Source organism: Kutzneria sp. NPDC051319, assembly GCF_040682195.1.
Classification (GTDB): domain Bacteria; phylum Actinomycetota; class Actinomycetes; order Mycobacteriales; family Pseudonocardiaceae; genus Kutzneria.
In genome coordinates this window covers 177,549-202,962 of sequence record NZ_JBFBAM010000001.1, presented here as the reverse complement: position 1 = coordinate 202,962, position 25,414 = coordinate 177,549, and the positions used below count along the sequence as shown (strand labels likewise).

The window sequence follows — 25,414 nt, the reverse complement described above, 5'->3', positions numbered from 1 at the left end:
GGCCGTCGTTGTAGTTCGCATGACAGCGCTACACGACCCGTGCCATGCTGCGGAGCCAGTGGACCAGGACGACTTCACCGAGCTCACCGCGCGGCACCGCCGCGAGCTCCACGTGCACTGCTACCGGATGCTCGGCTCCTTCGAGGACGCCGACGACCTGGTGCAGGAGACCTTCCTGCGGGCCTGGCGGGCCCGCGACGACCTGCGCGACGACGGCGTGCGGGCGTGGCTGTACAAGATCGCCACCAACGCCTGCCTCGACGCCATCCGCAGCCGCAAGCGCCGCGCGCCGTACCTCCAGCCCTACCCTGACACGCTGCTCGACGAGCTGTCGCCGGACCGGATCGTGGTCGAGCGCGAGACGATCGAGTTGGCCTACCTGGCCGCGATCCAGCTGCTGCCGGCACGGCAACGCGCTGTGCTCATCCTGCGTGACGTGCTCGACTGGTCGGCCGCCGAGACGGCCGGCCTGCTCGACCTGACCGTGCCGGCGGCCAACAGCGCCCTGCAACGGGCCCGCGCGACGCTACGCAGCACCCAGTGGACGCCGTCCAGGCCGAGCGGCGACGAGCAGGCCCTGCTCACGGGCATGATCGAGGCGCACGAACACGCCGACATCGACCACTTCATCCGGCTGGTGCGCGACGACATCCGCATCTCCATGCCGCCCGCGCCGATGACCTACCTCGGCGTCGCCTCCATGAAGCCGCTGTTCGACCTCGCGTTCGGCCCCGACGGCATGGGCGAGTGGCGGCTGCTGCCCACCTCCGTCAACCGCACGCCGGCCGCCGCCAGCTACCTGCGCCGGCCCGGCGAAGTCGGCTTCCGCCCGCACAGGCTGGACGTGTTCCGGGTGGTCGACGGCCTGGTGACCCAGATCCACGTGTTCGACGCCCGGATGTTCGACGACCTTGGCCTGCCGAAGGAGTTGGGTGACGATGCCTGAGCCGATGACCGTTGCGCGCCAACAGGAATTCCTGTCCGAGGGCACTCGCACCGCCGTGCTGGTGACGCTGCGGGCCTCGGGCCGGCCGCACGCCGTGCCCATCTGGTACGCCCTCGACGGCGAGGACGTGGTGATGTTCACCGGGGCCGACAGCGTGAAGGGCAAGGCCATGCGGGCCAACCCCCAGGTGTCGGTGGTGGTCGACGACGACCAGCCGCCGTACGCCTTCGTGTCGGTCGAGGGCACCGCCGAGCTCTCCGACGACCCGGCCGAGCTGCGCCGCTGCGCGACGCTCATCGCCGAGCGCTACCTGCCGGCCGAGCAGGCCGCCCAGTTCGTCGAGTACAGCGCCCGCGCCGGCAACGTCCTGGTGCGGGTCAAGGCCAACCACGTCATCGCCCAGGACCGGGTGGCCGGGTGACCCCGTTATGCAGGGAAGGACGCCTTACCCGCGTTGAACGAGGGTAAGGCGTCCTTCCCTGCGTCAGGCCGGTCCGCAGGCGGCGGCGCGGTCCAGCAGCAGGGTGCGTTCGCGTTCGTTGCGGGTGAGGGAGGCGGCCCGCTCGAACTCGGCGCGGGCCTCGGGCAGACGACCGAGCTTGGCCAGGAAGTCGCCGCGCACGCTGGGCAGCAGGTGGTAATTCTGCATCGCCGGGATCTCCATCAGCTGGTCCAGCAGCGCGAGCCCGGTCCCGGGCCCGAAGGCCATGGACAGCGCCACCGCCCGGTTCAGCTCGACCACGGGCGAGGGCATGGCCTCGGCCAGCCGCTCGTACAGCCAGGAAATGCGTTCCCAGTCGGTGTCCTCGAAACGCCGGGCCTGGGCGTGGCACGCGGCGATGGCGGCCTGGAGCACGTAGGCGCCGGGCTTGTCGTCGATGAGGGCGTCGGCCTGCTCCAACGCGGCCAGCCCACGGCGGATCAGCAGCTGGTCCCAGCGACCCCGGTTCTGGTCGGCCAGCAGGATTGGCTCACCGCCGGGCCCGGTGCGGGCGGCGGCGCGGGAGGCCTGGATCTCCATCAACGCCACCAGGCCGTGCACCTCGGGCTCGCGCGGGGCCAACCGGGCCAGGATTCGCCCTAGCCGCAACGCATCCTCACACAGCCCCGGCCGCATCCAGTCGTCGCCGGCGGTGGCCGAATAGCCCTCGTTGAAGATCAAGTAGACGACTTCGAGCACGGAGGAGAGCCGGGCCGCCAGCTCCTCGCCCTGCGGCACCTCGAAGGGCACATCGGCCTTGGCCAAGGTCTTCTTCGCCCGCACGATCCGTTGTGCCACAGTCGATTCCGGCACCAGGAAGGCCCGGGCGATCTCGTCGGTGGTGAGGCCACCGAGCAACCGCAGGGTCAGCGCGGCCCGGGCCTCGGTGGACAGCACGGGGTGGCAGGACACAAAAACCAGCCGCAGCAGGTCGTCACCGATGCCGTCGTCCTCGGCGACCATCGTGCCGATGTCCGGGGTCGACTCCTCCAGGTCGCGGCCGACCTCCTCGACCTTGCGTTTGAACGTCTCGTTGCGCCGGATCTGGTCGATCGCCCGGCGCTTGGCCGTGGTCATCAGCCAGGCGCCCGGATTCTTCGGCACGCCCTCGTTCGGCCACTGCTCCAGGGCCGCCACCAGCGCGTCCTGGGCCAGCTCCTCGGCCGTGCCGATATCGCGGACGAGCCTGGTCAGGCCGGCGATCAGCCGGGGCGCCTCGATCCGCCAGACAGCGTCGATCGCGCGGTGGGTATCCGTGGGCACGAACCCCGTCTACCCCACCGCGCGTGTCGACCGCAAGCGAATCCGTCAGTTGTCGTGCTGGGCCGCGGCGCGCTCCCGCAGGGCCTCGACCGCCGCCTGGCGCTCCGGGGTGAAGTTCTCGCCGAAGTCCTCGGCCGTGAAGACCTGGCGGATCTCGATGTTGGTCTGCACGCCGGGGGCCGGGTTGGGGCAGCGCTTGAACCGTTCGACGCACTCGGCCAGCGACTTGGCCTCGATCAGCCAGTAGCCGGCGATCAGCTCCTTGGCCTCGGTGAACGGCCCGTCCACCACCGTCTTCTTGTCGCCGTCGAAGTAGATCCGGGCGCCCTTGGCGCTGGACTGCAGGCCGTCGGCGCCCAGCAGCACACCGGCGTCGACCAGCTCCTCGTTGAACTTGCCCATGGCCTCGAACTCGTCGGGCGTGGGCAGCACGCCGGCCTCGCTCGACTCGGTGGCCTTGACGATCACCATGAAACGCATCGCTGTCTCCTCATGTTCAGGGTGCCTTCTCACCTACGCGTCGATCGGCCGTCGGCTCGATCGACACCCTGCCAGAAGTTTTTTCCGCGAACTTGTCGGTGGCCGTGACCAGGGCGTCGCGCATGCCCTCCGACCTCACGCTATGGCCCTCGTCGGGCACCATCACGAGCTCGGCGTGCGGCAGCGCCTGGGCCAGCAGCCAGGGCGTGCCGACGAGGTTGCCCAGGTCCAGGACGCCCTGGACGAAGACGGTCGGGATATCGGCCAGGCGGTGGGCGTTGGCCAGCACCTCGTCCGGGTCGATGAAGTGGTCCTGGCTCCAGTAGTGCGTGACCAGCCGAGTGAAGGCGTAGGCGAACTTCTCGTCGTGCTCGTACATGGCGCGGGCCGGGGCGTAGGGCAGCATCGCGTCCTCCCAGTCGCACCACGCCCGCATGGCCCGGTCCCGGACCGCGTGGTCGGGATCGTTGAGCAGCTTCGAGTAGCCGGCCGGGGCGTTGTCGCGCTCGTCCTCGGGCAGCAGCGCCACGAACTTCTCGTAAGCCTGCGGGAAGATGCCGCCGAGGCCGCGGGTCAGCAGGTCGACGTCGTCCTTACGGCCCGTGGCCAGGCCCATCTGCACCAGCTCGGTCACGCGGCCGGGGTGCCGCTCGGCGTAGACGAGGCTGAGCACACAGCCCCAGGAGCCGCCGAACAGCATCCAGCGGTCGATGCCGAGGTGCTCGCGCAGCAGTTCCATGTCGGCGACGAGGTGGCTGGCGGTGTTGGCCGACAGGTCTACCGCCGGGTCGGCGGCGCTGGGCAGGCTGCGGCCGCAGTTGCGCTGGTCGAACAGCACGATCCGGTAGCGGTCGGGGTCGAAGTACCGGCGCGAGCCCGGCCCGCAGCCGCTGCCGGGGCCGCCGTGCACCGACAGCACCGGCTTGCCGGCCGGGTTGCCGCAGGTCTCCCAATACATGTGGTTGCCGTCGCCGACATCGAGCCGGCCGTGGTCGTAGGGCTCGATCTCCGGGTAGATGTCGCGCATGGATCCCCCTTTGGCCAGATACAACAGCACTGTTACATTAGCACTGTTATATTGCCGTGGTGACAGGACCGGGACTGGGCACACGACTGCGCCACCTACTCGAGCTGCTGGACGGCGACGTGGCCGTCGTCGAGGAGGAGCTCGGGCTCACCGGCTTCCGCCCGCGCTACGCCCCGTTCCTGCGCACCCTCGCCGCACTGGGACCCAGCTCCATCCGCTCGCTGGCCGAGGTCGTCGAGGTCACCCACTCCGCCGCCAGCCAGACCGTCGCCGCCATGGAGCGCAAGGGACTCGTCTCCCTGTCGCCGGGAACCGATGCGCGCCAACGGATTGTCGATCTGACGCCACAGGCCCGCACACTGCTGCCCAAGCTCGAACAGGCCTGGGAGGCCACCGAGGCCGCCGGGCGCGAGCTGGACGCGGAGCTGCCACACCCACTGTCCGAAGTGGTCATCGCCGCACTGGAAGCCTTGCAGCGCAAGGCACTCCGGGATCGCATCCGCGACAAGCTCTAAATTCCGCCATTAACAAAACGGAGTCGACTTTCCCTCGGACACCGACACGTCAATACACCTCACCCAATTGGGGGCATTTCCCGCCCTTGGGGAACTCATTGACAAGTTACTCCAAAAGCACCATCATCTTGCGCATGATGCGCGGGGTCTATCTGACCATTCGCCGGCACGTCGACCTGCAGAGGCAGGCCAGCGACCTCTGTCTCGGCCGCTGAGGCCAACTCATATTCGTCGGTGACCGACATGTTCGGTAGCCGCTGAAAGCGCTTGCCCGAACACCGGAACGGTGTCCGGTCGGTCAGTCGCGCGCATTTCTCTTTCACGAATCGGGAGCACACATGTCTGTTCATCCGCCTGGCCCGCGGCGGGCGAGGATCGTCGGGGCGGCCGCGGTTGTCGCCGCCGCCGCCACGTTCTTCCCGGCCGCGGGCACGTCCGCGTACGCCGACGTGCAGGTCAGCACCGAGCACGTGACCGGCTCGGACGGCAAGGACTACTCCGTCACCAACCACCTGGTGCCGCAGTACGCCGCGAAGTCCGCCAGCCGCAAGGAATGGCTGCTGGTCTGGGCCGGCGACGAGAACATCGCCGACACCGTCGTGCCGGACATCAAGAACCTGCCGGGCACGCTCGGCGGCGGGCTGACCAAGGTGCGCAACGCGTTGCCGGGGCCGGACTTCCTCGCCGTCATCGACGCCACCAAGGGCTCGCCGGACTACGGCAAGGTCGTCAACACGGCGACCGTCGGCCCTCTGGTGGAGAACGAGCCGCACCACATGCAGTACGTGTGGCACAAGGGCGACACCATCTATGCGGGCGCGCTGTTCGCGGCGGCCACCTACGCGTTCGACGTGTCCTCGTTGCCGCAGCTCAAGCTCAAGGGCATCAGCCTGCCCAGCCAGACGCTCGGTGGCTCGGTGCCGGACGCCTACTGGACGCTCAAGGACGGCACCGCCTACGGCACCTACATGGGCGGCCCCGTGGTGCCCGGACCGTACCTGTACGGCGACGGCTCGTCGGTGATCGGCAACGGCTTCGCCGGCAGCCCGGGCGAGGTCGTGCACTTCGACCAGAGCGGCAAGGTGCTGTCCCAGTCCCCGGCGGCGACCCCGCAGGGCGACGATTCCAAGCTGTGCGACAACCTCCCGCAGCTGGGCAGCGCCACCTGCGCCAACCCGCACGGCATCCAGGCCCGCGAGGACCTGAACACGATGATCACCAGCGACTACGCCGAGCCGCGCAACATCATCCTGGACCCGGTCAAGCAGCCGTCTCCGTACCTGCGCCGGCCGACCATCCGAACCTGGGACATCTCCGACCGCAACAACCCCAGGCTGCGCGCGGTCAGCTACCTGCCGGACGGCCCCCGGGCCAACCCGGCCGACCCGCTGCATGCCGAAAGCCGGGCGGCCATGGAAAACACCGTGACCAACCAGCCGGGGCACAAGGGCGCGTTCGCCCAGACCATGCAGGGTGGCGCGATCTTCTACACCCCGGACATCACCGCCGCGGAGCCGCACTGGCGTGAGGTGTTCGACGACGGCACGGCCACGAAGGCGTTCAATCCCAACGCGACCGAGGCCAACGGCGGCGGCACCAACGGCGGTTGGGTGCAGGTAAGCCCGGACGACCACTACCTGTACCACGCGGTGATCGGCCGTCCCAAGGGCACGCTGTCGGCCGACGACCCCGGCACCATCGGCGGTGTGTACACATTGGACATTCGCAAGCTGCTGTCCGACGGCGCGGGCTACACCTGCAACATCGACACGATCGCCAAGGCGCAGAACGGCGGCGGCGCGGACTGCCCGACGCTGGCCGGCGCGGCGGCGATCAACCCGGGCACGCCGGGCCAGGGTCCGCACTGGGGCGCCTACGACAACTTCGCCGTCGGCTCGGACGGCTACTACCACGAGACCGACAACCCGGCCCGGGTCGCGGTGTCGGACTACTTCGTGGCGCGGTCCGGCATCGACGGCGACCACAAGGTCAACATGGTGAACCTCGGCCCGGACGGCAAGCTGACCGTCGACACCGCCTTCCGTGACGAGTACACGGGGCAGGTCGGCATCAACTTCAACCGGAAGTCCTGGCCGCACGGCGACTTCGGCAACGCGAAGCCGCACTCGGAGCTGTTCGTCGTCGCTGACGCGGACGTGAAGTAACGGCGAGCGGGTGGCGTCGCCCCGACCGCGACGCCACTCGCTCCTACCTAAGCGGGACTGCCTTGAACATGACCGACATGGGCATGGACGCATCCGTCACCGGTGTGCCCCCTGCCGTGCTGCTGCTCAGGATCGTGCTGTTGTTGGCGACGGCCGCCGTCGCCGGCATCGGCTTGCTGCGCCCAACCGTGGTGTCGTTGCCGCGCAGCACCTTCGTCATCGCGTGGATCGCCGGCGCCGTCACGGCCGTGGCCGACGTGATCTCCTTGCTGTGGTTGGACGCCCATCCGGCCTTCGCCATCGGGCAGCTGCTGCTGGCCGTCGCGGTGCCGGCCACGCTGCGCTGGCGCTCGCCGCCGGCGTACCTCGGCTTCGGGCTACTGGTGGTGCTGATCTCCGAGATCTCCTTGAGCCACATGGGGATCGAGTTCCTCGCCGACACCGGCTACACCGTCGGAGTGGTGGCTTGGCTCGGGCTGACGCTCGTGGCCCCGTCCACCGGCCGCCTTCGGCCGCTGGCCTTGACCTTGGCCATCGTGTTGGCGCTGGCCGGCGTGTTGCAGATCGCCGTGTCCGGCGTCGGCTTCGACCGCCGGCTCTACGACACCGGCTTCGGGCTGGCGCTGCTGGCCGTGGCCCTGTTGCCGATCGTCGTCACCGCGTTGACGATCACGTTGCCGGTCAGGCGTCTCTACCCCGTCGGCGCCCTGTTGGTGGTCGTCGCCTACCTGGCTTGGGCGGCTCTCGGCGCCATTCCACGGCCAGCGGATCTCCCGACTCCAGGCGTTCCCCTGCTGGGAACGGCGTCCGGTGCACCGGTTCTGGTTGTCCCGCAACGGCCCGGCCACAACCTCGTCCACCTGCCGGGCGAGGCCGTGGTCAACGGCGTCCGCGCAGTTGCCCGGCCCGGGATGAACGGGGCGTGGGCAGACATCGACCTGCCGCCGGGTCGTAGCACGCTTCAGATCTCCTCTGGCGGCAGGGAATCCACGCTGTCGGTGGACACCGGCTCGGGCACCGTACGAACCGTTGACCCCGAGTGCGCGAACGCCGCCCTGGGCGGCCTCATCGGCGGCAGTCGGGTGCCCGTGTCCTCGTGTCCCAGCGACGCGTTGTCCACAGGCGATGCCGAAGCTGTCCACAAGCTTGTGGACTTCTTGGCCGGCCGGAAGATCGCGGCGATCACCGTCGTCGGCGACGACTCGGCCCGGTCCAAAGCCGCCGCTGCCGTCGTCCGCGCGGCCGGCATCCCCGTGTTCGACACCGAGCAGCCCAACAGCGCCCTCGTCATCGTCTCCGGCTGGTCGACAGCGGCGGATGAACTGTCCAAGGTCGCGGTGGAGCAGACCAGGAAGCCCACCTTCATCAACGGCATCTACCTCGCGCCGTGGCTGCTGACCGCTCCCCTGCTCACATCCGTTGTCAGCTCGGCGATCCCGCTGCGCTTCGACCCCCGGGATCCGCAGACCCTGGCCTACACCGTCGCACTGGCCAACGCCTTCCCCGGCGAGACCGGTTCGATCGGCGGCCTGGACGAGTGGCTGGCCGCCCGGGGCCAGCGGTCGGATCCGTCGGTGCGGCTGTACGCGTCGGCCCAGGTCGACGCCATGCCCATGGACAACACCATGGATGGCATGGAGATGGCCTACCCCGGCCAGTGGGTTCCCAACGGCACCATCGTCCCGATCTCGGGCCCGCTGTCATGATCTCAGGAGGAAAGATGTCCGTCGCCGAGGAGCGACTGCCCGTGGTGGCGATCGAGGCGCCGTCGGCCAGATCCGGCGTGATCGTCATCGGCACGGCACTGGCCGCGATACTGGGCTTTGCCGTCTACCACGCGGCCGGCTGGAAGCTGGCCCTGCTGTACGTGGTGGGGCTGGCGCTGGGCCTGGTGTTGTTCCACTCCCGCTTCGGTTTCACCTCGGCGTGGCGGCAGATCGTCGCGGTGGGGCAGGGTGCGGCCATCCGGGCCCACATGCTGATGCTGGCCGTCGCGGTGGCGCTGTTCGCGGTGATCCTGCAATCCGGCATCGGCCTTTCCGGCGCTCCCAAGGGAATCATCCTGCCGGCGAGCATCGGCGTCGCGCTGGGGGCGTTCATCTTCGGCATCGGCATGCAGATCGGAGGCTCCTGCGCGTCGGGCACGCTCTTCGCCGTCGGCAGCGGGCAGACGGCGATCCTGTACACGTTGGGCGGCTTCATCCTCGGCTCGATCGGCAGTGCCTTCGCCGCCAACTGGATCGGGTACCTCCAGTCGCTCGGCCCGACGGTATCGCTGGCCGAGACGCCGCTGGGTTACGGCGGCGGCGTGCTGTTCTCGTTCCTGATCATTGGCGCGATTGTCGGTGGATCCCTTCTGCTGCAACGGCGTCGCAACCCGCCGCCGATCGAGCCGGCCCCCGTGGCTCGGGGCTGGACGCGGGTGCTGCGGGGCGCGTGGCCGCTCTGGGTGGGCGCGATCCTGCTCGCGGTGCTGAACGCCGTGACGCTGCTCGTGTCGGGCAGCCCGTGGGGAATCACCGCCGCTTTTGCCTTGTGGGGAGCGAAGTTCCTTGGTTGGATGGGGATCGACATCTCCAACACTCCCTATTGGATGGTGCCGAAGAACGCGGCCGCGTTGCACGCCTCCGTGCTGGCCGACCGCGTGTCGGTGATGGACTTCGGCATCATGCTCGGGGCCCTGATCGCCTCGGCCCTGGCCGGTGCCTTTGTCCTGCACCGCGCCGTGCCGTGGAAGATGGCCGTCGGCGCGGTCATCGGCGGCGTGCTCATGGGCTTCGGCGCCCGTATGGCCGGCGGCTGCAACATCGGCGCCTACTTCTCCGGCGTCGCCTCGTTCAGCCTGCACGGCTGGCTCTGGGGCGCCGCCGCCATCGTCGGCACCTATGTCGGCGTGCCCCTGCGCCCACTGTTCGGGCTGGGCAACCCCAAACCCACCGATTCCGTCTGCTGAAAGGAAGTTCCATGAAGGCTGTTGCCATCGGCGTGCTGACCGCCGCACTGCTCGCGGTCGGGGCCGGCTCGGCCTCCGCCGACACCCTCCCGATCTGGGCCCTGCCGGGCGTCGACGTCGGCTCGCTGCTCGGTCCCACGGTGGGCCTGCCCACCACCGCCCTCGCCCCCGTCGACGGCCTGCTGAAGCTCATCAGCGGCTGACCAGGAAAGGAATTCCCGTCATGCGCAAGGCTCTTGTCACCACCACCCTGGTGGCCGCCGCCTTCATCGGCGCCGCCTCCCCCGCGCTGGCCGACGGCGTGACCGTCGTCGACCAGCCGGACACCAGTTCCCTCAACAACATCTGGACGTTCACCCTGCTCGGCGTGCCCCCGCTCGGCGCACTGCAGTCCGTGTCGCAGGCGGTCGGCCGCCTGTTCTGAGCGGTCTGAAGACCCACCGTGGCCCGGCCCGTCGTCCCGCCGGGCCACGGTCCTTTTCTCCCCCTGATTGGAGTTGTCGCCTTGTCCCGCCGTGCCTCGACCGGCCTGGTCGCGCTGGCCGGAGTGCTGGCCGTCACCTGCGTGGCCAGCACCACCCCGCCGCTCGCCGTCGTCGACGCCCATCCGGTCGCCTCCGCCGTCCCCGACCACGTCGTCCCCGTCACACCCGCCCCTGCTCCCCACCAGCGGGCCGACGTCCAGGTCGTCCGGCCGGACCATGTCGTCGCCTTCAGGCCCGTCGCCACCGTCACCGACAACCGCATTCCCGCCGTCCTGCTCGCCGCCTACCAGCACGCCGCCGGACGTACCCCGTCGTGCCACCTGCGTTGGCCGGTCCTGGCGGCCATCGGCAAGGTCGAGTCCAACCACGCCCGTGGCGGCCAGGTCGACGAACGGGGCACCGTCACCGAGCCCATCTTCGGGCCCGAGGTCCTCGACGGCACCCATGCCGTCGGTCCCATGCAGTTCTTGCCTTCCACCTGGGCCCGTTGGGGCGTCGACGAGAACCACGACGGCACCGCCGACCCTCAGAACGTCTGGGACGCCACCGCTTCCGCCGCCGACTACCTCTGCGCCGACCGCCGTGACCTCGCCCTCAACGGCGACCTGGTCAATGCCGTCCTCAGCTACAACCACTCCGGCGCCTACCTGGCCGAGGTGTTCCAGTGGATCACCACTTATTCCGGCGGTGTCACCACCATTCCCGCTGTCCTGGCCGCCGCCCCGGTCACGGTGGCCGCCCCGCCGCCCACCACCGGAACGTCCGCGCCGCCGGCGACCACTACCACCACGCCGCCGCCCAGCACGACCACGACGACGCCTCCGAATGTGGTGGGCACAGTGCTGGGTGGATTGCTGGGGGACGTAGGAGCGTTGTTGGGGAAGAAATAGCTAGGCGGCGCGGGCCAGGATTCCCTCCGCCAGAGCGATCGCGTGCTCGCGGCCGGGGCATTCGTGGGTGCCGGCCCCGAACGGATGCCCATCGAGGCTCACCATCACAACCTCGCCGTTCCGGACGCGACGGGTCGAGCGCAGTGGCGGATCGACCTGTAGCGTCTCCTCTACGCTGGAATGGTTGCGGGCATTGGCAACCAACGCCGTCGTGGAGTCGCAGGCCTGTACCAGAAGGCTGATCCGTGCGGCGGTCAGCTCGTCGGTCACGCCGCCGAAGGCCGAGACCAGACGGGCCACGGCCCGATCGGCGGCCTCGTCGGCGACGGTGTGGGGGTGGTAGGCCCGGGCCGCCTCGGCGATGTCGCCGCCGACCTCGACCCCCATGGCCAGGGCCAATACCTCTGCCCCGCTGCACGACGTCTCCTCCGCCAGCCGGCGCAGCTCGGCCGGATCGATCTTGGCTAGTTCGGCGACGACCAGGGCCCGTCGGCGCGCATGGTCGGGACCGGAGCTGAAGCGGGCCACCATGGCCCGTAGCCAGGCAATGGAAGGCGCGGGCTGCGGCACGGGCAGTTCCAGATCCATACGGAAACGGTAGTGCGGCAACGGTTCGGCGAAGGCCGAAGAGTCAGGAGCCGTAGGCCTCGGCCAGGGCGGCGAAGACGGCCTTGGGCACGAGACCCTCGTCGGTGACCATGACAACGCCATAGGCCGCCATGTCGAGGTCGTGCCGAGGATCGGGGCCGTGCGGGGCGTTGTAGGAGGCGAAGGTGAACCAGAAGGCGGCGTCGAGGCCGACCTCCTCGAAGACGGGCAAGAGCTCCTGGAGGTAGCGGACCTGCTCCTGCTCGTCACGGACGTAGTCGCCGTTGATGGACGGCGGATCGGTCTTGTCGTCGACGATCATCCAGCCGGTGCCGCCGCGCTCGCCGGCGCCGACGTAGGTGCAGCAGCCGAACTCGGTGGCGGCGACGGGCTTGCCGTGCTTGAGGCGCGAGGCGAGGTCGTCACGGAAGGTGCCGGCGTTGTCCTTGTCCCGGTAGGCGTCCACAGACACGATGTCGAACGGCGACCAGTCGACGTCCTCCCACGGACCGGAGGCGTAGGTGATCCGCCCACCGAAGCGCGCCCGAGCGGCGGCGACGGCGCTGGCGAGGAAGGCGGTCACGGCGGCCGGGGCGGTGGCGAAGGCGGCATAGGTCTCGGGCTTGCCGCTCATAATGCCGTCGATGCGCGCATACACGTCGTCGCCGGGCAGGAAACCCTTGGCGAACAAGCTGATCTCGCAGCCGAGGACCAGCACGACCTCGGCCCCGGTCAGGCGCAGAGCCTCGGCCCGGTCGGCGCAGTCCACGAGCAGGGGCATCATCTCGTCCGGCGTCAGGTCACAGAGGAAAGGCGCGAACCACACTTCGAGCCCGGCCTCGGCCGCGTACTCGGCGGCGACGGACAGCCGCGCGGGATCGGCGCCGCTGATCCGGACGGCGGTGCAGTGCAGCTCGTCGGCGATCATCCGCAGCTCGCGCCGCACCTGCTCGGGCTCGAACACGGTCCGGCTGAGCTTGCCGCCGGGCGTGAAACCGGTGTCGTAGTTGATTCCCCTGGCTCGCATGACACCGAGTCTGGCACCGCCACCGGCCCGACACCCACGACAGATGTCATGGTCCATTTGGGACGGTCAGACGACCGTGCTGCGCCGCTCCAGCAGCACGACGTCACGCCAGCGACCGTCGCGGAACTGCCCGACCCGCTCCAGGACGCCGACCACCCGGAAGCCCAGCTTCTCGTGCAGGCCCAGGCTGGCGGCGTTCTCCGGGAAGATCCCGGCCCGCAGCGTCCAGACACCCGCGGCCTCGGTGCTGGCGATCACGGCGTTGAGCAGCGCCCGTCCGACCCCGCGGCCACTGGCGTCCGGATGGACGTACACGCTCTCCTCGACGACCCCGGCGTACACAGCCCGCTTGGACGTCGGTGAACAGGCGATCCACCCCAGCACCTGGTCCCCGTCCAAGGCCACGAACCGATGCGCCGGCAGGTGCCCCGAGTCGAATTCCGCCCAACTCGGCGCCTCGGTGGCGAAGGTGGCCTGACCAGCGTCGATGCCCAGCTGGTAGATATCGAGCACGGAGTCCGAGTGGACGGGCAGCATCGACGTGATGGCCATCATGGATCGGACGCTACCCCATTCGGGGGACGTATCCTCCCCAATTGTGACGAAGGGGAAAACGGCCTGGTTGGCGGTCGTGCTGGGCAGCCTGTCTGCGTTCGCGCCGCTGTCCATCGACATGTACCTGCCAGCCTTTCCGGCGATGGCGCGCGAGCTGACGGTGTCGCCGTCGGACATCCAGCTGACGCTGACCGCGTGCACCATCGGCCTGGCCGTGGGCCAGCTGATCGCCGGCCCGCTGTCGGACCGGCTGGGCCGGCGTGGGCCGCTGCTGGTCGGGCTGGTGATCTACCTGGTCGCCTCGGCGGCCTGCATCTTCGCGCCGTCGGCGACGACGCTGACGATCCTGCGGCTGGTGCAGGGCATGGGCGGCGCGGCCGGCATCGTGATCTCCCGGGCCGTCGCGCGTGACCTGTTCGACGGCCGCGAGCTGGCCAAGTTCTTCTCGCTGCTGATGCTGGTCAACAGCCTCGGCCCGGTGGTCGCGCCGGCGCTGGGCGCGGTGGTCCTGCACTGGACGACCTGGCGCGGCGTTTTTGTGGTCTTGTCGGTGATCGGGCTGCTCCTGCTGGTCATGACCACGCTGTCCCTGAAGGAGTCACTGCCGGGCGAACGCCGGCATCGGGGCGGCCTGTCCATCGGATCCCTGTTGGTGGACCGGGTTTTCCTGGGCTACGCCCTGTCCTGCGCGCTGGCCTTCGCCGCGCTGTTCGCGTACATCTCGGGCTCCTCGTTCGTGCTCCAGGACACCTACGGCCTGTCGGCGCCGCTGTTCAGCCTGGTGTTCGGCGTGAACTCGCTGGCGATCATGGGTGCGAGCCAGCTCAACAGCTGGCTGCTCGGCCGCTTCCCGCCCCGCCCGCTGCTGGCCGCCGGCCTCGTCGGCACGGTCGTCTCGGCGTTGGCGCTGCTGGTTTCCGTGCTAGCCGGACTCGGGCTGCCGGGCGTGCTGCCGGCCTTGTTCGTGCTGGCGGCCAGCGTCGGCGTCGTGTTCCCGAACGCCACCGCGCTGGCCATGAACGATCACCCGGACAAGGCCGGCAATGCCTCGGCGCTGCTGGGCACCGCGCAGTTCCTGATCGGCGGCGTGGCCGCGCCGCTGGCCAGCACGGCGGTGTCGATGGGCGTGGTGATGACTGCCGTCGCGGTCGCCGCCGTGCTGGCTTTCGCGTTGCTCACACGGGCGTCAACGCGGAAACCAGCCATTGACCGTCCTGCCGTTGCAGGGTAGCCCGCACCCGGGCGCCGTCGATCCGTGACGACGGGTCGGCCTTGGTCTGCGTGACCTGGTCGAGAAACACCAGCAGCACCACACGATCCGCGTCGGCGCTGACCACGGACGTGCCGGCCACGGTGGTCTTGGTGACGATCTGCTGCTGTTGCGCGGCCGGGGCGACGACCTTGGTGGTCAGCTCGGCGAACTGGTCCCGGAAGGCTCCGGTGGTGCCGGCGCGGGCGCCGGACAGGTCCCGGTCCAGCGTGTGGAAGTCGTACGACAGCAGCTGCGGCAACCGGATCCGCGCGGCCTGGATCGCCGACTGCCGGGCCGAGTCCACTTCGGACGCCTGCTCGACCCGTTGGTACAGCAGGAAGGTCGAGGCCCCCAGGCCGATGACCGCCGCCGCGGCGATCCATCTGACGAGTCTCACGGCACGAACTCCAGATCCGAGACCAGCCAGCGGTCTCCCTCGTGGTGCAGCTGCATCTTCATCCGGTACTGACGCTGCTCGCCGGTGGGCGCGTCGGCGTTCTGCACGGTGGCGGAGACCGCGGCCAGCACGGTGACCGTGTCGCCGTCGACGCTGCTCACGCCGGCCTCGGCCACGGTGCCCTTGGAGGTCACGGAAGCCTGCTGCACGACCTTGCGGAACACGTCCGCCTGCTGGGCGAACTGGTCCTTGAACGAGCCGGTGGCCGCGCCCATCAGGCGGCTCACGTCCTGCTGCGCGGTGTCCTTGCTGACCGTGGTCAGGTCGACGGCGACCTGGCGGGCCACCTGCAACGCCGACTGGCGGCTGTCCTCGTCGGCGTTGGCGTCGTTCAGCTGAAGCAGCAACAGGGTCGCGGCGGCGACGAGCCCGGCCGCCAGCACCAGCGCTGCGGCCTGGAGGATCCGTCTGCGCCACGGCACTACTTCACGAGCAACTTCTGCCATGTGAGCTCCTGTTCTTGACACTGCTCGGGGCTCGCGCCGCGTTGACCGGGCGCGTTCAGGCACGGTGTGTTCCGCGCGCCGCGCACCACCCGTGGATCGGCCGGCGCGACCTTGCAGTACAGGTCGCGTGGGGCGGCGACGTCCGTGGTGTCGCTGGGATCCCGCCGCTGTGGGTTCGGCAGGAAGCCGGTGGTGCACGGCGGCGGGTCGTTGATGTTCAGCCGCAGCGTGGCGGCGATGTCGCCGTTGTGCTGGAGCAGCATGTTCTGGATGATCGCGACCGTCGCCGGGTAGTCGGAGAGGAACTGCCCGACACCCGGCAGGTAGGTGCGCACGACCTGGCCGGTGGCGATCATGTTGCCCAGCAGCATGGGCAGCGTCGGCTTGAGCCGGTCCTGCAGGCCCAGCAGCTGATCGTCGAAGCCCGGCACGGTGTCGACCAGCCGGCGCAGGTCGTCGTCGCTGAGCCGGAGCTGGTCGGTGAACGAAGCGAGATCCCTGGTGTAGGAACGGGTCTGCCCGTCGAGGTCGTGCTGGGTGTCGAGGAAGGGCCCGAGCCCGGAGATCAGGGTCGTGGTCGGGCCGACGTCGACCGTGGCGTCGTGGACGAGCAGGGACGCCTGGTCGAGCAGTTGCCGGAGGTCGTCGTGGGAGCCCTGGAACGCCGTGGTCACCTCGGTCAGCACGGTCCGGAGCCGGTCGGTCGGCACCGCCTTGGCCAACGAGTCCACACTGGACAGCAGAGCGTCCGTCGGCGTCATCGGCTTGGTGCGATCGACGGGAATCGTGGTGCCGTCCACAGCCTTCTTGACGGTGTCTCCGGTCGGCGACAGGTCCACGTACTGTTCGCCGATCGCCGACGTGCTGTGGATCTCGGCCCGCAACTCGGCCGGAACCGGCTCGTCCAACGACATCACGACCCGCACGCCGTCCGCGCCGAGATCCATCGAGGCCACCTTGCCGACCTGGACGCCGAGGTAGGTCACCTCGGCGCCCTGGTACAACCCGGAAGCGTCGGAAAACGCCGCGGTGACGGTGTACTTGCCGCCGGTCAGGCCGAGGTAGTCGACGGCGATCACCGACAGGGCGAAGATCGTCAGCGCCGTGAAGACGGCGAGCTGGACGCGGACCAGGCGGCTGAACATCAGCGACCGCCCAACGGGGCCAGCAGCGGGTTGACCGCCTGCAAGGACAGGTCGACCGAGGCGTACACGTTGACGAAGTCGCCGCGGAAGCTGTTGCTGAACGTGGACAACGGAAACAGCAGGGTGCCGGCGACGTCGAAGGACTTCGGCAAGGCGTCGCCGGCCGCGACGAGGTTGCCCAGGATCGGCTTGAGGTCGGCGAGGTCGGCCTGGAGATCGTTCTGCGTGTGGTCGATGACCCTGGTCGCGACGGTCGAGAACGACGTCAGCGACCGCAGGGCGTCGGTGAGGTTGGCACGCTGCTGGTTCAGCAGCGTGATGCCGGGCGTGACGTGATCGATCGCCTGGGCCAGCTGATCCCGTTGCGCGGCCAGGGGTTTCGACAGCCGGTCCAGGGCGTCGATGGTCGCGACGATGGCGGCCTTCTGGTGATCCAGGCTGGTGGTGAAGGTGTGGAGCTTGTCCAGGAGGTCGCGGGTGGTCTGCTCGCGGCCGCCGAGAGCCTTGTCGACCTCGGTGTAGATCGTGCGCAGGTTCTGCAGCCCGCCGCCGTTGAGCCACAACGACAAGCCGGCCAGCAGCTCCTCGGTCTCGGGGTAGCGATCGGTCCTGGTCAACGGGATCAGGTCGCCACCACGCAGCTGACCCTGGGCGTCGGAAGGCCGGTCCAGCTCGATGTACTCGGCCCCGAGCAGGCTCTTCTGGCCGATCTTGGCGGTGGCGTTGGCCGGCAGCCGCACGCCCTCGTCCAGCTCAAGGGTCACCTGCGCGTGCCAGCCGTCCAACCGCACATCGCTGACCCGGCCGACGGTGACGTCGTCCACCTTGACCTCGGCGTTCGGCACCAGGTTGGCGACGTTGGCGAACTCCGCCCGCACGGCGAACGTGTCGCCGCCACAGGCCGTCAGGCCGAGCACCAGGGCCACTGCCAGCACGATCCTCATCGGCCGCCGCCCAGCAACAGGGTCGGCAGGCTCGGCGGGTTCAGGGCGATCGGCACCGTATTCATGTTCAGCATGTGCAGCAAGGGATCCAGCGTCTGGCGGCACTGCTCGGGCGTTCCGCCGAGGGAGAACAGCGTGATGCAGGTGAAGCCGGCCAGGTCCTGGGTGTTGTTGATCGCCAGCCGGGCCTGCAAGGTGTTGGTCGTCGGGTCGAACATCGCCAACGTGTCGGTGAGCGTGGTCGGGGCCTGGTGCAGGATCTCGGCCAGCTGGGCCCGGTCGTCGGCGAGGATCTTCGTCACGTCGGCCAGCCGGCCCACGGTCGTCCCGAGCCGATCGGCGTTGTGGGCCACGAAGTCCGCGACCTCGGCGGTGGCCTTGTCCAACGCCGTCAGCGCTGCCGACAGCTGGGTCTTGTTGTCGTCCAACAGCTTGGCGATCGCCGCCAGCTGCGTGCTGAACTGCCGCACCTGTTCGTCGGCGCCGTTGAGGGCACTGGCCAACACCTGAAGGTTGTTGATCGTGCCGAACAGGTCCTTGCTGCCGGCCGCCAGGGTGCTCGCCGCCTTGCTGAGATCGGTGATCGTCTGCCGGATGGAACCGCCGTTGCCCTGGAGGTTCGCGGCGGCGGTGTCAATGGCCTTGGGCAGGGATCCGTTCCGCGCCAACGCCGTGGACAGCCTGGTCAGCTGATCCTTCAGGTCGTCCCACTCGACCGGCACCGCCGTGCGGTCCTTCGGCACCACGGCCCCGTCGGCCAGCACCGGGCCGCCGGTGTACGCGGGCGTGAGCTGCACGAACCGGCCGCTGATCACGCTCGGCGTGACGATGACCGCCTTGGCCCCGGCCGGCACCGGCCGGTCGTAGCCGATGGCCACGGCGACGTGATCACCATCCGGCCGCACCGACGTCACCTCGCCGATCCGCACGCCGAGCACCCGCACGTCGTCGCCGGAGTGCAGGTTGACCGCCCGCGTGAACTCCAGGGTCGCGGTCCGACGGCCGCCCGGATTCAGCACGACGTACACGGTCGAGGCCAGCAGGGCCGCGATCACAGCGGCGACGGTCAGCCGGTGCAGGTTCACTTTCCTCCCCTGGCCAGCAGTTCCGGCAGCAGCGGCACCAGATTGGTCGGCACGAGGTTGCCGACCTGGGTGTCGACGAACGGCCCGGAGCCGACAGCCTCGCCGATCTCTCGGACCAGCGGTCCGGTCCGGTCGAGGACCTGGTCGAGGTGGTCCCGGTTCTGCTGCAACACGGTCAACAGGTCGTCCAGCTGCTTGAGGGCCGGGTCGAGCTGGGCGTTGTTGTCTGCCACCAGGCCGCTGAGCTGGTCGGACACCGCGACGGAGTTGGTGAGCAGGGACCGGATCGCCGCCCCTCGCTGGTTGAGCTCGGCCAGCAGCGTCGAACCCTGGGTGAGGATCTTGACCAGCTGATCGTTGCGCTGGGCCAGCACGCCGCTGACGTTGTTGGCGTGCAGCAGCAGGTCCCGCAGCGCGGCGTCGCGGGAATTCACGGTCTGCGAGACCCGGCTCAGGCCGTCCAGCACGGCCTTCACCTCCGGCGGCGTGTCCTTGAACGTGTCCGACACGGTATCCAGGGCGCTCGACACCTTGGCCGTGTCCACCTGCGACACCTGGGACGTGACGTCCGACAGCGCATCCGTGACGTCGTAGGGCACGGTGGTGCGGCTCAACGGGATCCGTTGCAGCTCGCCGGATCCGGCCGGCGTCAGCGCGAGTTCCTTGCGGCCCAGGGCCGTCTCGGCCTTGATCGCGGCGGCGGTGTCGTCGCCGAGCCGAACGTGCTTGTCCGCCACGGAGAAGGTGACGTCGACGTGATCGCCGTCCAGGTCGACGCCGTCGACGGAACCGACCTTCAGCCCGGAGACCACCACCGGGTCGCCGCTGCCCAGGCCGCCGACCTCGGTGAACTCCGCGACGAAGTGCCGCCCGCCGAACGCCGTCGGCACCACGAAGGCGCCGACGATCGCCGTGACGAGCCCGACAGTGCCGATCACGCCCAGCTTGACCGGATCTCGTTCGGCGAAGGTCCTTGTCATGCCGCCCTCACTTCGTCGGCCGGCAGCGGGCGATGCCGCTGCGCAGTGCGATCGGGTCCGCGAGCTTGATGCCGAGACCACACAGGTAGACGTTGAAGTAGCCGCCCCAGGCCGCCCCGCGGGACAGCCGCTGGTAGGCGTCCGGGAGCGCGGTCAGGGCGGCGGTGAGGCTGTCCTTGTTGGCGTTCAAGGTGGTCGAGAGCTGGCCGAGGCGGCCGATGTCGTCGTGCAGCGGCTCTCGGACAACTCCCAGCAGCTGGGCCGTTCTCCCGGTCAGCGTGTCGATGTGGGTGACGGCGTCGCCGATCTGGTCCCGATTCGCGTCGAGTCCGCCGACCAGCTGTTGCAACTGGGTGACCAGCTGCCCCAGCTCGGTGGTGTTCACCTTGGTCAGCGCGGCGTCGAGGTTCGTGACCAGGTCGCCGATCACCTGGTCGCGATCGGCCAAGGTGGACGTCACGGAGGCCAGCGCGGCCAGCAGCTCGTCGATGGTGCCGCCCTCGCCCTGCAACACGGTCACCAGCTCACCGGACACGGAGTTGACCTGCTCCGGGGACAGGGCGGCCAGCAAAGGCTTGAAACCGTTGAACAACGCGTCCAGGTCGAGGGCCGGCGCGGTCTGGCCGACCGGGATCGTGCCGTCCGGGGCCTGCACCGGGCCGTCGCCGGCGGTCAGCTCCAGGTAGCGGTCGCCGACCAAGTTCTTGTACTTCACGGCCGCGTGAGTGCCGGTGGTCATGGCGACGGTTCGCTGCGCCGAGAACGTGACCAGGACCCGGTTGGCGTCCGTTATGGACAGTTCGCCGACGGTGCCGACGCGAATGCCGGCGACCCGGACCTCGTCGCCGGCAACGAGGTTCGAGGCGTCGGCGAAGATCGCGTGGTAGTCGTCGGCCGGTCCGTCGGGCGCGCGGCCGCTCAGGGTGACGCCGACCAGGACTGCGGCGGCGACGCTGACGAGTAAGAAGACGAGGAACTTCACCGGCCGGCCGCCATTCCATGGCAGCTGGGCCCGGTGCCCGGCCGGATCTGCGGCAGGTCCTGCGGGTACTGGTACGGCTTCGCCCCGGGGCCGACCGCGATGTCGACGTGCAGGCCGCTGTCCTTGTTGCGGCTCAACAACTGCCGGTTGAGGTCGAGGCCTTGGAACAGGCAAGGGAACATGGCCGCGTAGTCGGCCAGCAGGCCGGCGGTCGGCCGGCTGATCTGCAACGCCTCGGTCAGCGGCTGGTCCAGCCGGCCGAGGAAGTCGCCGCTCTGGTTGCCGAACTTGGTCAGGGACAAAAGGAAGGTTGCCAGCGGGGCCGAGACCAGGGTGTCGCTGGTGGCGCCGAGGTTGTCGCCGATGCGGATCGCGTCCGGCACGACCGCCGTGTACGTGTCGAGCACCGCCGGGGCCTTGACCAGGTCGTCGTGCAGCGCCGGCAGGCTGGGATCGATCTGGCCGAGGTAGTCGTCGAGGTTGGTGGACAACTCGCCCAGCTTCTCCCCGTTGCCCCGCAAGGCATCGGCGACGGCGGTCAGGGCCAGGTTGAACTTGCTCGGCTCGATGGCCTTCAGCTGGCCCAGCACGTGCTCGAAGGTCTCGTTGATCTCCACCGCCACGCGGCTGCCACCGATCACTGCACCGGCCTTGATCGGCGGCGACGGCTGCGCGGGCCTGATCAGCTCGATGTACTTGGCGCCGAAGATGGTCAGCGGCACCACATTGGCCGTGACGTCCGCAGGCACCTTGACGGCCTCGTCCGGGTAGAGGCCGACGCCGAGCTCCGCCCCATCGGCGGTCGGCGTGACGCTGCGGACCGTGCCGACTGTGACGCCCAGGACCTTCACCTCTGCCCCGTGATCCATCAGCAGCCCGGCGCGGTCAGCCAGCACGGTGATCGGTATGACCCGGTCCAGCGCGCCCTGGAACTGCGCGGCGACCAGCGCCGACGCCGCCAGCACGGCGACGACGAAGGCGGCCCCGAGCACGCTGTGGCGGTTCATCCGGCGATGTGCCCTCATCCGGCGATGTGCACTGTCGAGGCGTTGCCGAACACGGTGAAGTCGACCGCCATGTCCACCAGCAGCACCACCACCAGCGACGTTCGCACGGCCCGGCCGACCGCGATGCCCACGCCGGCGGGACCGCCGCGCGCGGTGAAGCCGTGGTAGCAGTGCACGGACATGACGACGACCGACATCATCAGCGCCTTGGCGAAGGCCCAGAACAGGTCCGTCGGATTGAGGAAGACGTCGAAGTAGTGCTGGTAGGTGCCGGCCGGCTGGCCGAAACCGACCGTGACGATGAACTTGGTGGCCGTGAACGAGGACAGCACGGCCAGCGCGAACAGCGGCACGATGGCCAGCAGGCCGGCGATGATCCGCGTGCTCACCAGGAACGGCAGCGACGGGATGGCCATCACCTCAAGGGCGTCGATCTCCTCGCTGACCCGCATCGCCCCCAGCTGTGCGGTGAAGCCGGCGCCGACCGTCGCCGTCAGGGCGATGCCGGCGATCAGCGGGGCCGCCTCGCGGGTGTTGGCATAGGAGGAGAGAAAGCCGGCCAGAGCGCCCGCGCCGATGTCGTTCAGCGCCGCGTAGCCCTGGAGGCCGACCTCCACGCCGACGGCCGCTGTCATGAACGCCACCACGGCCGCGGTGCCGCCGATCACGGCCAGTCCGCCGGTGCCCATGCTCGTTTCCGCGAGCAGCCGGAGCACTTCCCGCCGGTACTTGCGCAGCGCACTCGGCAGTTTCGCGTACACGCGGCCGTGGAATTCCAGTTGGCGGCCGATCGAACCCAGCATCGTCAGCTCCTCAGGAACAACGCGGTGATCAGGCTGTTGGCCAGGAACAGCAGCAGGAATCCGCACACCACGGTCTGGTTGACGGCGTCGCCGACGCCTTTCGGGCCGCCCTTGGCCGTCAGTCCGAGATGGCAGGCCACCAGCCCGGCCAGCAGCCCGAACACGGCGGCCTTGAACTCGCTGACCAGGAAGTCCTTCGGGCCGACGAGCAGCGTGAGGTTGGCCATGAACAGGCCCGGGCTGGCGTGCTGGACGTACACCGAGAACACGTAGCCGGCCAGCAGGCCGACCAGCGTCACCATGCCGTTGAGGCACAGCGCGACGACCGTCGCGGCCAGCACGCGCGGCACGACCAGGCGGTGCACGGGGTGCAGGCCCAGCGTGCGGACCGCGTCGATCTCCTCGCGGATCTTGCGCGCGCCGAGGTCGGCACAGATCGCAGTGGCCCCGGATCCGGCCACGACCAGGGCGCTGACCAGCGGCGCGATCTCGCGCACGACGCCGAGGCCGGCGCCCGCGCCGGACAGGTCGGCGCCCCCCAGTTCGATCAGCAGCTGGTTGAGCTGGAAGACGGTGATGACGCAGAACGGAATCGACATCAACAGGGTCGGGGCCAGGCACACGCCGGCGATGAACCACGACTGGCGCACGAATTCGCGGACCTGGAAGGGACGGCGGAACGCGAACCGGACCGAGTCGAGCGAGGTGGCATAGAAACCGCCGATCGCGGCGGCCGGTTTGCGCAGCACGACGCCTCCCTTCCCGAGGCCGTCGACTTGTATACCCCAGCCACTAATTGGTGAGTTGCACTCAGTCTTTGGTGCACCGTTTGCTGACAGCGTGTTTTCGCTCGGTCGCCCGAAGTGGTGAACGGTCATTCGGTCATGGGATAACCGCCGTTCGGTGGCGCACAATCCGTACCCGCGACCGGCCCGGTCGGTTACCGTCGCCGCGTGCGGACGCTGCTGGTCGACAACTACGACTCGTTCACCCACAACCTGGCCCATTACCTGGCCGAGGTCACCGGGTGCGCGCCGAGCGTGCTGCGCAACGACGATCCCGCCCTCACCGTCGGGCTGCTGGCCGAGTTCGACAACGTCGTGGTGTCGCCCGGGCCCGGCACGCCCGAACACCAGGCCGACCTGGGCCTGTGCCGTGAGCTCATCGCCCGCTGCGAGCTGCCCCTGCTCGGCGTGTGCCTCGGCCACCAGGCGATCGCCCATCTGCACGGCGCCAAGGTCGGGCGGGCCGACGAGCCCCGGCACGGGCGGACCTCGCCGGTCGAGCACAACGGGACCGGGCTGTTCACCGGGTTGCCGTCGCCGTTCCGGGCCGTGCGCTATCACTCGCTCGCCGTGACCGACCTGCCCGAGTCGCTGGAGCCGACCGCGTGGACGCCGGACGGCGTGCTGATGGGGTTGCGGCACCGGACGAAACCATTGTGGGGCGTGCAGTTCCATCCCGAGTCCATCCGCACGGAGCACGGGCACCGGCTGCTGCGCAACTTCGCCGACCTGACGCCCGTGCGGCCTTCTCGGCCGGTGATCAGCACTCTTTCTGCGAGGCCGGAGCGTGCTTCGCTCGCCGTCCATGTGCGCCGGATGGACACGTTGATGGACCAGGAGTCCGTGTTCGATCAGCTGTTCCGCCGGTCCGAGCACGCGTTCTGGTTGGACAGCAATGGGATCGGGCGGTTCTCCATCATGGGCTCCGCGTCCCGCTGCGTCACGCCCGCCGATGTCGACGGGTCCTTCTTCGACTGGCTCGCCGCCGAACTCGGTGGCGTCAAGGCGATCGCGGACGTGCCGTTCGACTTCACGCTGGGGTGGGTCGGCTATCTCGGCTACGAGCTGAAGTCGGAGTGCGGCGGCGATGCCGCCCACCGGTCGCCTTATCCGGACGCGGCCATGATGTTCGCCGATCACGCCGTGGTCTTCGATCACGTCGAGAACACCACGTACATGCTCGCACTCGACCCTTCGAAGCTCTCCCTACTGGACCATCTGTCCGATGTGGACCTCGGGTCTGCCGAAGCATCCGGACCGACACCGATCTCGTTGCGGCACGACCGGGAGCAGTACCTCGACGCCATCACCGCCTGCCAGCAGGCCATCGTCGAGGGCGAGACGTACGAGGTGAACCTAACCAACCGGATCACCGTCGACACCGACGTGGATCCTTGGCAGGCTTACCGATTCCTGCGGCGCACCAGCCCCGCCCCCTTCGGCGCGCTGCTGAAGTTCGGCGACATGCACATCCTCAGCACGTCACCGGAGCGATTCCTGCGCATCGACGCCGACGGTGTCGTGGAATCCAAGCCCATCAAGGGAACCCGACCGCGCAGCGCCGACCGTGGAAGAGATGCGTTGCTGCGGGAGGAACTTCGGACCAGCGAGAAGGATCGCTCCGAGAGCTTGATGATCGTCGACCTGGTGCGCAACGACCTGGCCCGAGTGGCCGAGGTCGGCAGCGTCCGCGTGCCGACGCTGTTCGACGTGGAGAGCTACGCGACCGTGCACCAGCTCGTGTCGACGATCACCGCTCGGCTGCGGCCCGACGCCTCGGCCGTGGACTGCGTGCGCGCCGCCTTCCCGCCCGGCTCCATGACCGGCGCGCCCAAGATCCGCACGATGCAGATCATCGACCGGCTGGAGGGCTCCGCCCGTGGCGTCTACTCGGGGGCCGTCGGCTACTTCTCGCTCAGCGGCGCGGTGGACCTCAGCGTGGTGATCCGCACCGCCGTCGTCACGCCCGGCCAGGTCTCCTACGGCGTCGGCGGGGCCGTCGTCGCACTGTCCAATCCGGACGGTGAATACGAGGAAACCGCGGTCAAGGCCACGGCTCTGCTGGCCCTCTTCCAGGCGGAGTTCCCCGATCGGGTGATCTAGAACGGCGAAAAGTGCTTCACGGGTCAACTATGAGCGCGTCCTGTTCCGAC

Annotated in this window: 27 protein-coding genes; 11 read left to right on the top strand and 16 right to left on the bottom strand. The window is 69.3% G+C overall.

The window, feature by feature from the left end; all coding sequences use genetic code 11:
* Positions 1-19 precede the first annotated feature (19 nt).
* Positions 20-946, top strand: a complete 927-nt coding sequence (locus AB0M73_RS00950) for a sigma-70 family RNA polymerase sigma factor (RefSeq protein ID WP_363885333.1) — start codon at positions 20-22, stop codon at positions 944-946.
* Complete coding sequence (locus AB0M73_RS00945) at positions 939-1,367, top strand: PPOX class F420-dependent oxidoreductase (RefSeq protein WP_363885331.1); 429 nt, start codon at positions 939-941, stop codon at positions 1,365-1,367. Before AB0M73_RS00950 ends, AB0M73_RS00945 begins: the two co-directional genes overlap by 8 nt.
* A 63-nt stretch (positions 1,368-1,430) precedes the next feature.
* Here AB0M73_RS00945 and AB0M73_RS00940 read toward each other — a convergent pair whose 3' ends face one another.
* The 3 genes from AB0M73_RS00940 to pip are packed head-to-tail and all read right to left on the bottom strand — an operon-like array spanning position 1,431 to position 4,197.
* A complete protein-coding gene (locus tag AB0M73_RS00940; RefSeq protein WP_363885329.1) occupies positions 1,431-2,690 on the bottom strand; it encodes an RNA polymerase sigma factor in 1,260 nt (419 codons plus the stop codon).
* 45 nt (positions 2,691-2,735) lie between these two features.
* Positions 2,736-3,170, bottom strand: coding sequence for a YciI family protein (locus AB0M73_RS00935; protein WP_043722268.1), 435 nt, complete (start codon positions 3,168-3,170; stop codon positions 2,736-2,738).
* A 16-nt stretch (positions 3,171-3,186) separates the two neighbouring features.
* A complete protein-coding gene (gene pip / locus AB0M73_RS00930) occupies positions 3,187-4,197 on the bottom strand; it encodes a prolyl aminopeptidase (protein ID WP_363885327.1) in 1,011 nt (336 codons plus the stop codon).
* Between the two features lie 59 nt (positions 4,198-4,256).
* Between pip and AB0M73_RS00925 the strand changes: the two genes are divergently transcribed.
* From AB0M73_RS00925 to AB0M73_RS00895, 7 genes are all read left to right on the top strand, one after another.
* Positions 4,257-4,712: a MarR family transcriptional regulator gene (locus AB0M73_RS00925; protein WP_363885325.1), complete on the top strand. Its 456-nt coding sequence runs from the start codon at positions 4,257-4,259 to the stop codon at positions 4,710-4,712.
* A 338-nt stretch (positions 4,713-5,050) separates the two neighbouring features.
* Entirely contained in the window at positions 5,051-6,877 is a 1,827-nt protein-coding gene (locus AB0M73_RS00920) for a hypothetical protein (protein ID WP_363885323.1), read from the top strand.
* 77 nt (positions 6,878-6,954) lie between these two features.
* A complete protein-coding gene (locus AB0M73_RS00915) occupies positions 6,955-8,583 on the top strand; it encodes a hypothetical protein (RefSeq protein ID WP_363885322.1) in 1,629 nt (542 codons plus the stop codon).
* A gap of 14 nt (positions 8,584-8,597) precedes the next feature.
* Positions 8,598-9,830, top strand: coding sequence for a YeeE/YedE family protein (locus AB0M73_RS00910; RefSeq protein ID WP_363885321.1), 1,233 nt, complete (start codon positions 8,598-8,600; stop codon positions 9,828-9,830).
* 11 nt (positions 9,831-9,841) lie between these two features.
* On the top strand, positions 9,842-10,033 hold the full coding sequence (locus tag AB0M73_RS00905; RefSeq protein WP_363885320.1) for a hypothetical protein: 192 nt from the start codon (positions 9,842-9,844) through the stop codon (positions 10,031-10,033).
* 20 nt (positions 10,034-10,053) lie between these two features.
* Positions 10,054-10,254, top strand: coding sequence for a hypothetical protein (locus AB0M73_RS00900; protein ID WP_363885318.1), 201 nt, complete (start codon positions 10,054-10,056; stop codon positions 10,252-10,254).
* Positions 10,255-10,335: 81 nt separating this feature from the next.
* Complete coding sequence (locus tag AB0M73_RS00895) at positions 10,336-11,205, top strand: lytic murein transglycosylase (protein ID WP_363885316.1); 870 nt, start codon at positions 10,336-10,338, stop codon at positions 11,203-11,205.
* Here the strand turns inward: AB0M73_RS00895 and AB0M73_RS00890 are convergent, their stop codons facing one another.
* The 3 genes from AB0M73_RS00890 to AB0M73_RS00880 all read right to left on the bottom strand — a co-directional run bounded on the left by AB0M73_RS00890 (position 11,206) and on the right by AB0M73_RS00880 (position 13,375).
* The gene (locus tag AB0M73_RS00890) at positions 11,206-11,793 is read right to left on the bottom strand and encodes an oxidoreductase (RefSeq protein ID WP_363885314.1); all 588 of its coding nucleotides are present in this window, start codon (positions 11,791-11,793) and stop codon (positions 11,206-11,208) included. It lies immediately after the preceding gene.
* Between the two features lie 43 nt (positions 11,794-11,836).
* On the bottom strand, positions 11,837-12,820 hold the full coding sequence (locus AB0M73_RS00885) for a hypothetical protein (RefSeq protein ID WP_363885313.1): 984 nt from the start codon (positions 12,818-12,820) through the stop codon (positions 11,837-11,839).
* Positions 12,821-12,886: 66 nt separating this feature from the next.
* The gene (locus tag AB0M73_RS00880; protein ID WP_363885312.1) at positions 12,887-13,375 is read right to left on the bottom strand and encodes an N-acetyltransferase family protein; all 489 of its coding nucleotides are present in this window, start codon (positions 13,373-13,375) and stop codon (positions 12,887-12,889) included.
* A 43-nt stretch (positions 13,376-13,418) separates the two neighbouring features.
* Between AB0M73_RS00880 and AB0M73_RS00875 the strand changes: the two genes are divergently transcribed.
* Positions 13,419-14,606, top strand: a complete 1,188-nt coding sequence (locus AB0M73_RS00875) for a multidrug effflux MFS transporter (RefSeq protein ID WP_363885310.1) — start codon at positions 13,419-13,421, stop codon at positions 14,604-14,606.
* Here the strand turns inward: AB0M73_RS00875 and AB0M73_RS00870 are convergent.
* From AB0M73_RS00870 to AB0M73_RS00825, 10 genes are read right to left on the bottom strand one after another with little or no spacing between them, the layout of a single operon-like run.
* Positions 14,551-15,024 (bottom strand): hypothetical protein, encoded by a 474-nt coding sequence (locus AB0M73_RS00870; RefSeq protein ID WP_363885309.1) that lies wholly within the window; start codon positions 15,022-15,024, stop codon positions 14,551-14,553. The genes AB0M73_RS00875 and AB0M73_RS00870 overlap by 56 nt on opposite strands.
* Positions 15,021-15,530, bottom strand: coding sequence for a hypothetical protein (locus AB0M73_RS00865; RefSeq protein ID WP_363885307.1), 510 nt, complete (start codon positions 15,528-15,530; stop codon positions 15,021-15,023). The genes AB0M73_RS00870 and AB0M73_RS00865 overlap by 4 nt, the downstream gene beginning before the upstream one ends.
* Positions 15,506-16,675 carry an MlaD family protein gene (locus AB0M73_RS00860; RefSeq protein WP_363885305.1) on the bottom strand — a complete coding sequence of 390 codons (1,170 nt, stop codon included), beginning with the start codon at positions 16,673-16,675 and terminating at the stop codon, positions 15,506-15,508. Before AB0M73_RS00860 ends, AB0M73_RS00865 begins: the two co-directional genes overlap by 25 nt.
* The gene (locus AB0M73_RS00855) at positions 16,675-17,619 is read right to left on the bottom strand and encodes an MCE family protein (protein ID WP_363885304.1); all 945 of its coding nucleotides are present in this window, start codon (positions 17,617-17,619) and stop codon (positions 16,675-16,677) included. The genes AB0M73_RS00860 and AB0M73_RS00855 overlap by 1 nt, the downstream gene beginning before the upstream one ends.
* On the bottom strand, positions 17,616-18,704 hold the full coding sequence (locus AB0M73_RS00850) for an MCE family protein (protein WP_363885303.1): 1,089 nt from the start codon (positions 18,702-18,704) through the stop codon (positions 17,616-17,618). Before AB0M73_RS00850 ends, AB0M73_RS00855 begins: the two co-directional genes overlap by 4 nt.
* Complete coding sequence (locus AB0M73_RS00845) at positions 18,701-19,684, bottom strand: MCE family protein (RefSeq protein ID WP_363885302.1); 984 nt, start codon at positions 19,682-19,684, stop codon at positions 18,701-18,703. The genes AB0M73_RS00850 and AB0M73_RS00845 overlap by 4 nt, the downstream gene beginning before the upstream one ends.
* A 7-nt stretch (positions 19,685-19,691) precedes the next feature.
* Positions 19,692-20,666, bottom strand: a complete 975-nt coding sequence (locus AB0M73_RS00840) for an MCE family protein (RefSeq protein WP_363885301.1) — start codon at positions 20,664-20,666, stop codon at positions 19,692-19,694.
* Positions 20,663-21,673 (bottom strand): MCE family protein, encoded by a 1,011-nt coding sequence (locus AB0M73_RS00835; protein WP_363885300.1) that lies wholly within the window; start codon positions 21,671-21,673, stop codon positions 20,663-20,665. The genes AB0M73_RS00840 and AB0M73_RS00835 overlap by 4 nt, the downstream gene beginning before the upstream one ends.
* Positions 21,674-21,687: 14 nt before the next feature.
* Complete coding sequence (locus AB0M73_RS00830) at positions 21,688-22,476, bottom strand: ABC transporter permease (RefSeq protein WP_363885298.1); 789 nt, start codon at positions 22,474-22,476, stop codon at positions 21,688-21,690.
* Between the two features lie 2 nt (positions 22,477-22,478).
* Positions 22,479-23,225 carry an ABC transporter permease gene (locus AB0M73_RS00825; RefSeq protein ID WP_232241084.1) on the bottom strand — a complete coding sequence of 249 codons (747 nt, stop codon included), beginning with the start codon at positions 23,223-23,225 and terminating at the stop codon, positions 22,479-22,481.
* A gap of 204 nt (positions 23,226-23,429) precedes the next feature.
* On the opposite strand from AB0M73_RS00825, the gene pabB reads away from it, so the two are divergent.
* Entirely contained in the window at positions 23,430-25,364 is a 1,935-nt protein-coding gene (gene pabB / locus AB0M73_RS00820) for an aminodeoxychorismate synthase component I (RefSeq protein ID WP_363885296.1), read from the top strand.
* Positions 25,365-25,414 lie beyond the last annotated feature (50 nt).

Bases quoted from the DNA above. Each gene is read 5' to 3' on its own strand.
- AB0M73_RS00950 (WP_363885333.1), top strand. From the start codon at position 20: ATGACAGCGCTACACGACCCGTGCCATGCTGCGGAGCCAGTGGACCAG.
- AB0M73_RS00945 (WP_363885331.1), top strand. From the start codon at position 939: ATGCCTGAGCCGATGACCGTTGCGCGCCAACAGGAATTCCTGTCCGAG.
- AB0M73_RS00935 (WP_043722268.1), bottom strand. From the start codon at position 3,170: ATGCGTTTCATGGTGATCGTCAAGGCCACCGAGTCGAGCGAGGCCGGC.
- pip (WP_363885327.1), bottom strand. From the start codon at position 4,197: ATGCGCGACATCTACCCGGAGATCGAGCCCTACGACCACGGCCGGCTC.
- AB0M73_RS00920 (WP_363885323.1), top strand. From the start codon at position 5,051: ATGTCTGTTCATCCGCCTGGCCCGCGGCGGGCGAGGATCGTCGGGGCG.
- AB0M73_RS00915 (WP_363885322.1), top strand. From the start codon at position 6,955: ATGGGCATGGACGCATCCGTCACCGGTGTGCCCCCTGCCGTGCTGCTG.
- AB0M73_RS00910 (WP_363885321.1), top strand. From the start codon at position 8,598: ATGTCCGTCGCCGAGGAGCGACTGCCCGTGGTGGCGATCGAGGCGCCG.
- AB0M73_RS00905 (WP_363885320.1), top strand. From the start codon at position 9,842: ATGAAGGCTGTTGCCATCGGCGTGCTGACCGCCGCACTGCTCGCGGTC.
- AB0M73_RS00900 (WP_363885318.1), top strand. From the start codon at position 10,054: ATGCGCAAGGCTCTTGTCACCACCACCCTGGTGGCCGCCGCCTTCATC.
- AB0M73_RS00890 (WP_363885314.1), bottom strand. From the start codon at position 11,793: ATGGATCTGGAACTGCCCGTGCCGCAGCCCGCGCCTTCCATTGCCTGG.
- AB0M73_RS00885 (WP_363885313.1), bottom strand. From the start codon at position 12,820: ATGCGAGCCAGGGGAATCAACTACGACACCGGTTTCACGCCCGGCGGC.
- AB0M73_RS00880 (WP_363885312.1), bottom strand. From the start codon at position 13,375: ATGATGGCCATCACGTCGATGCTGCCCGTCCACTCGGACTCCGTGCTC.
- AB0M73_RS00865 (WP_363885307.1), bottom strand. From the start codon at position 15,530: ATGGCAGAAGTTGCTCGTGAAGTAGTGCCGTGGCGCAGACGGATCCTC.
- AB0M73_RS00860 (WP_363885305.1), bottom strand. From the start codon at position 16,675: ATGTTCAGCCGCCTGGTCCGCGTCCAGCTCGCCGTCTTCACGGCGCTG.
- AB0M73_RS00855 (WP_363885304.1), bottom strand. From the start codon at position 17,619: ATGAGGATCGTGCTGGCAGTGGCCCTGGTGCTCGGCCTGACGGCCTGT.
- AB0M73_RS00845 (WP_363885302.1), bottom strand. From the start codon at position 19,684: ATGACAAGGACCTTCGCCGAACGAGATCCGGTCAAGCTGGGCGTGATC.
- AB0M73_RS00835 (WP_363885300.1), bottom strand. From the start codon at position 21,673: ATGAACCGCCACAGCGTGCTCGGGGCCGCCTTCGTCGTCGCCGTGCTG.
- AB0M73_RS00830 (WP_363885298.1), bottom strand. From the start codon at position 22,476: ATGCTGGGTTCGATCGGCCGCCAACTGGAATTCCACGGCCGCGTGTAC.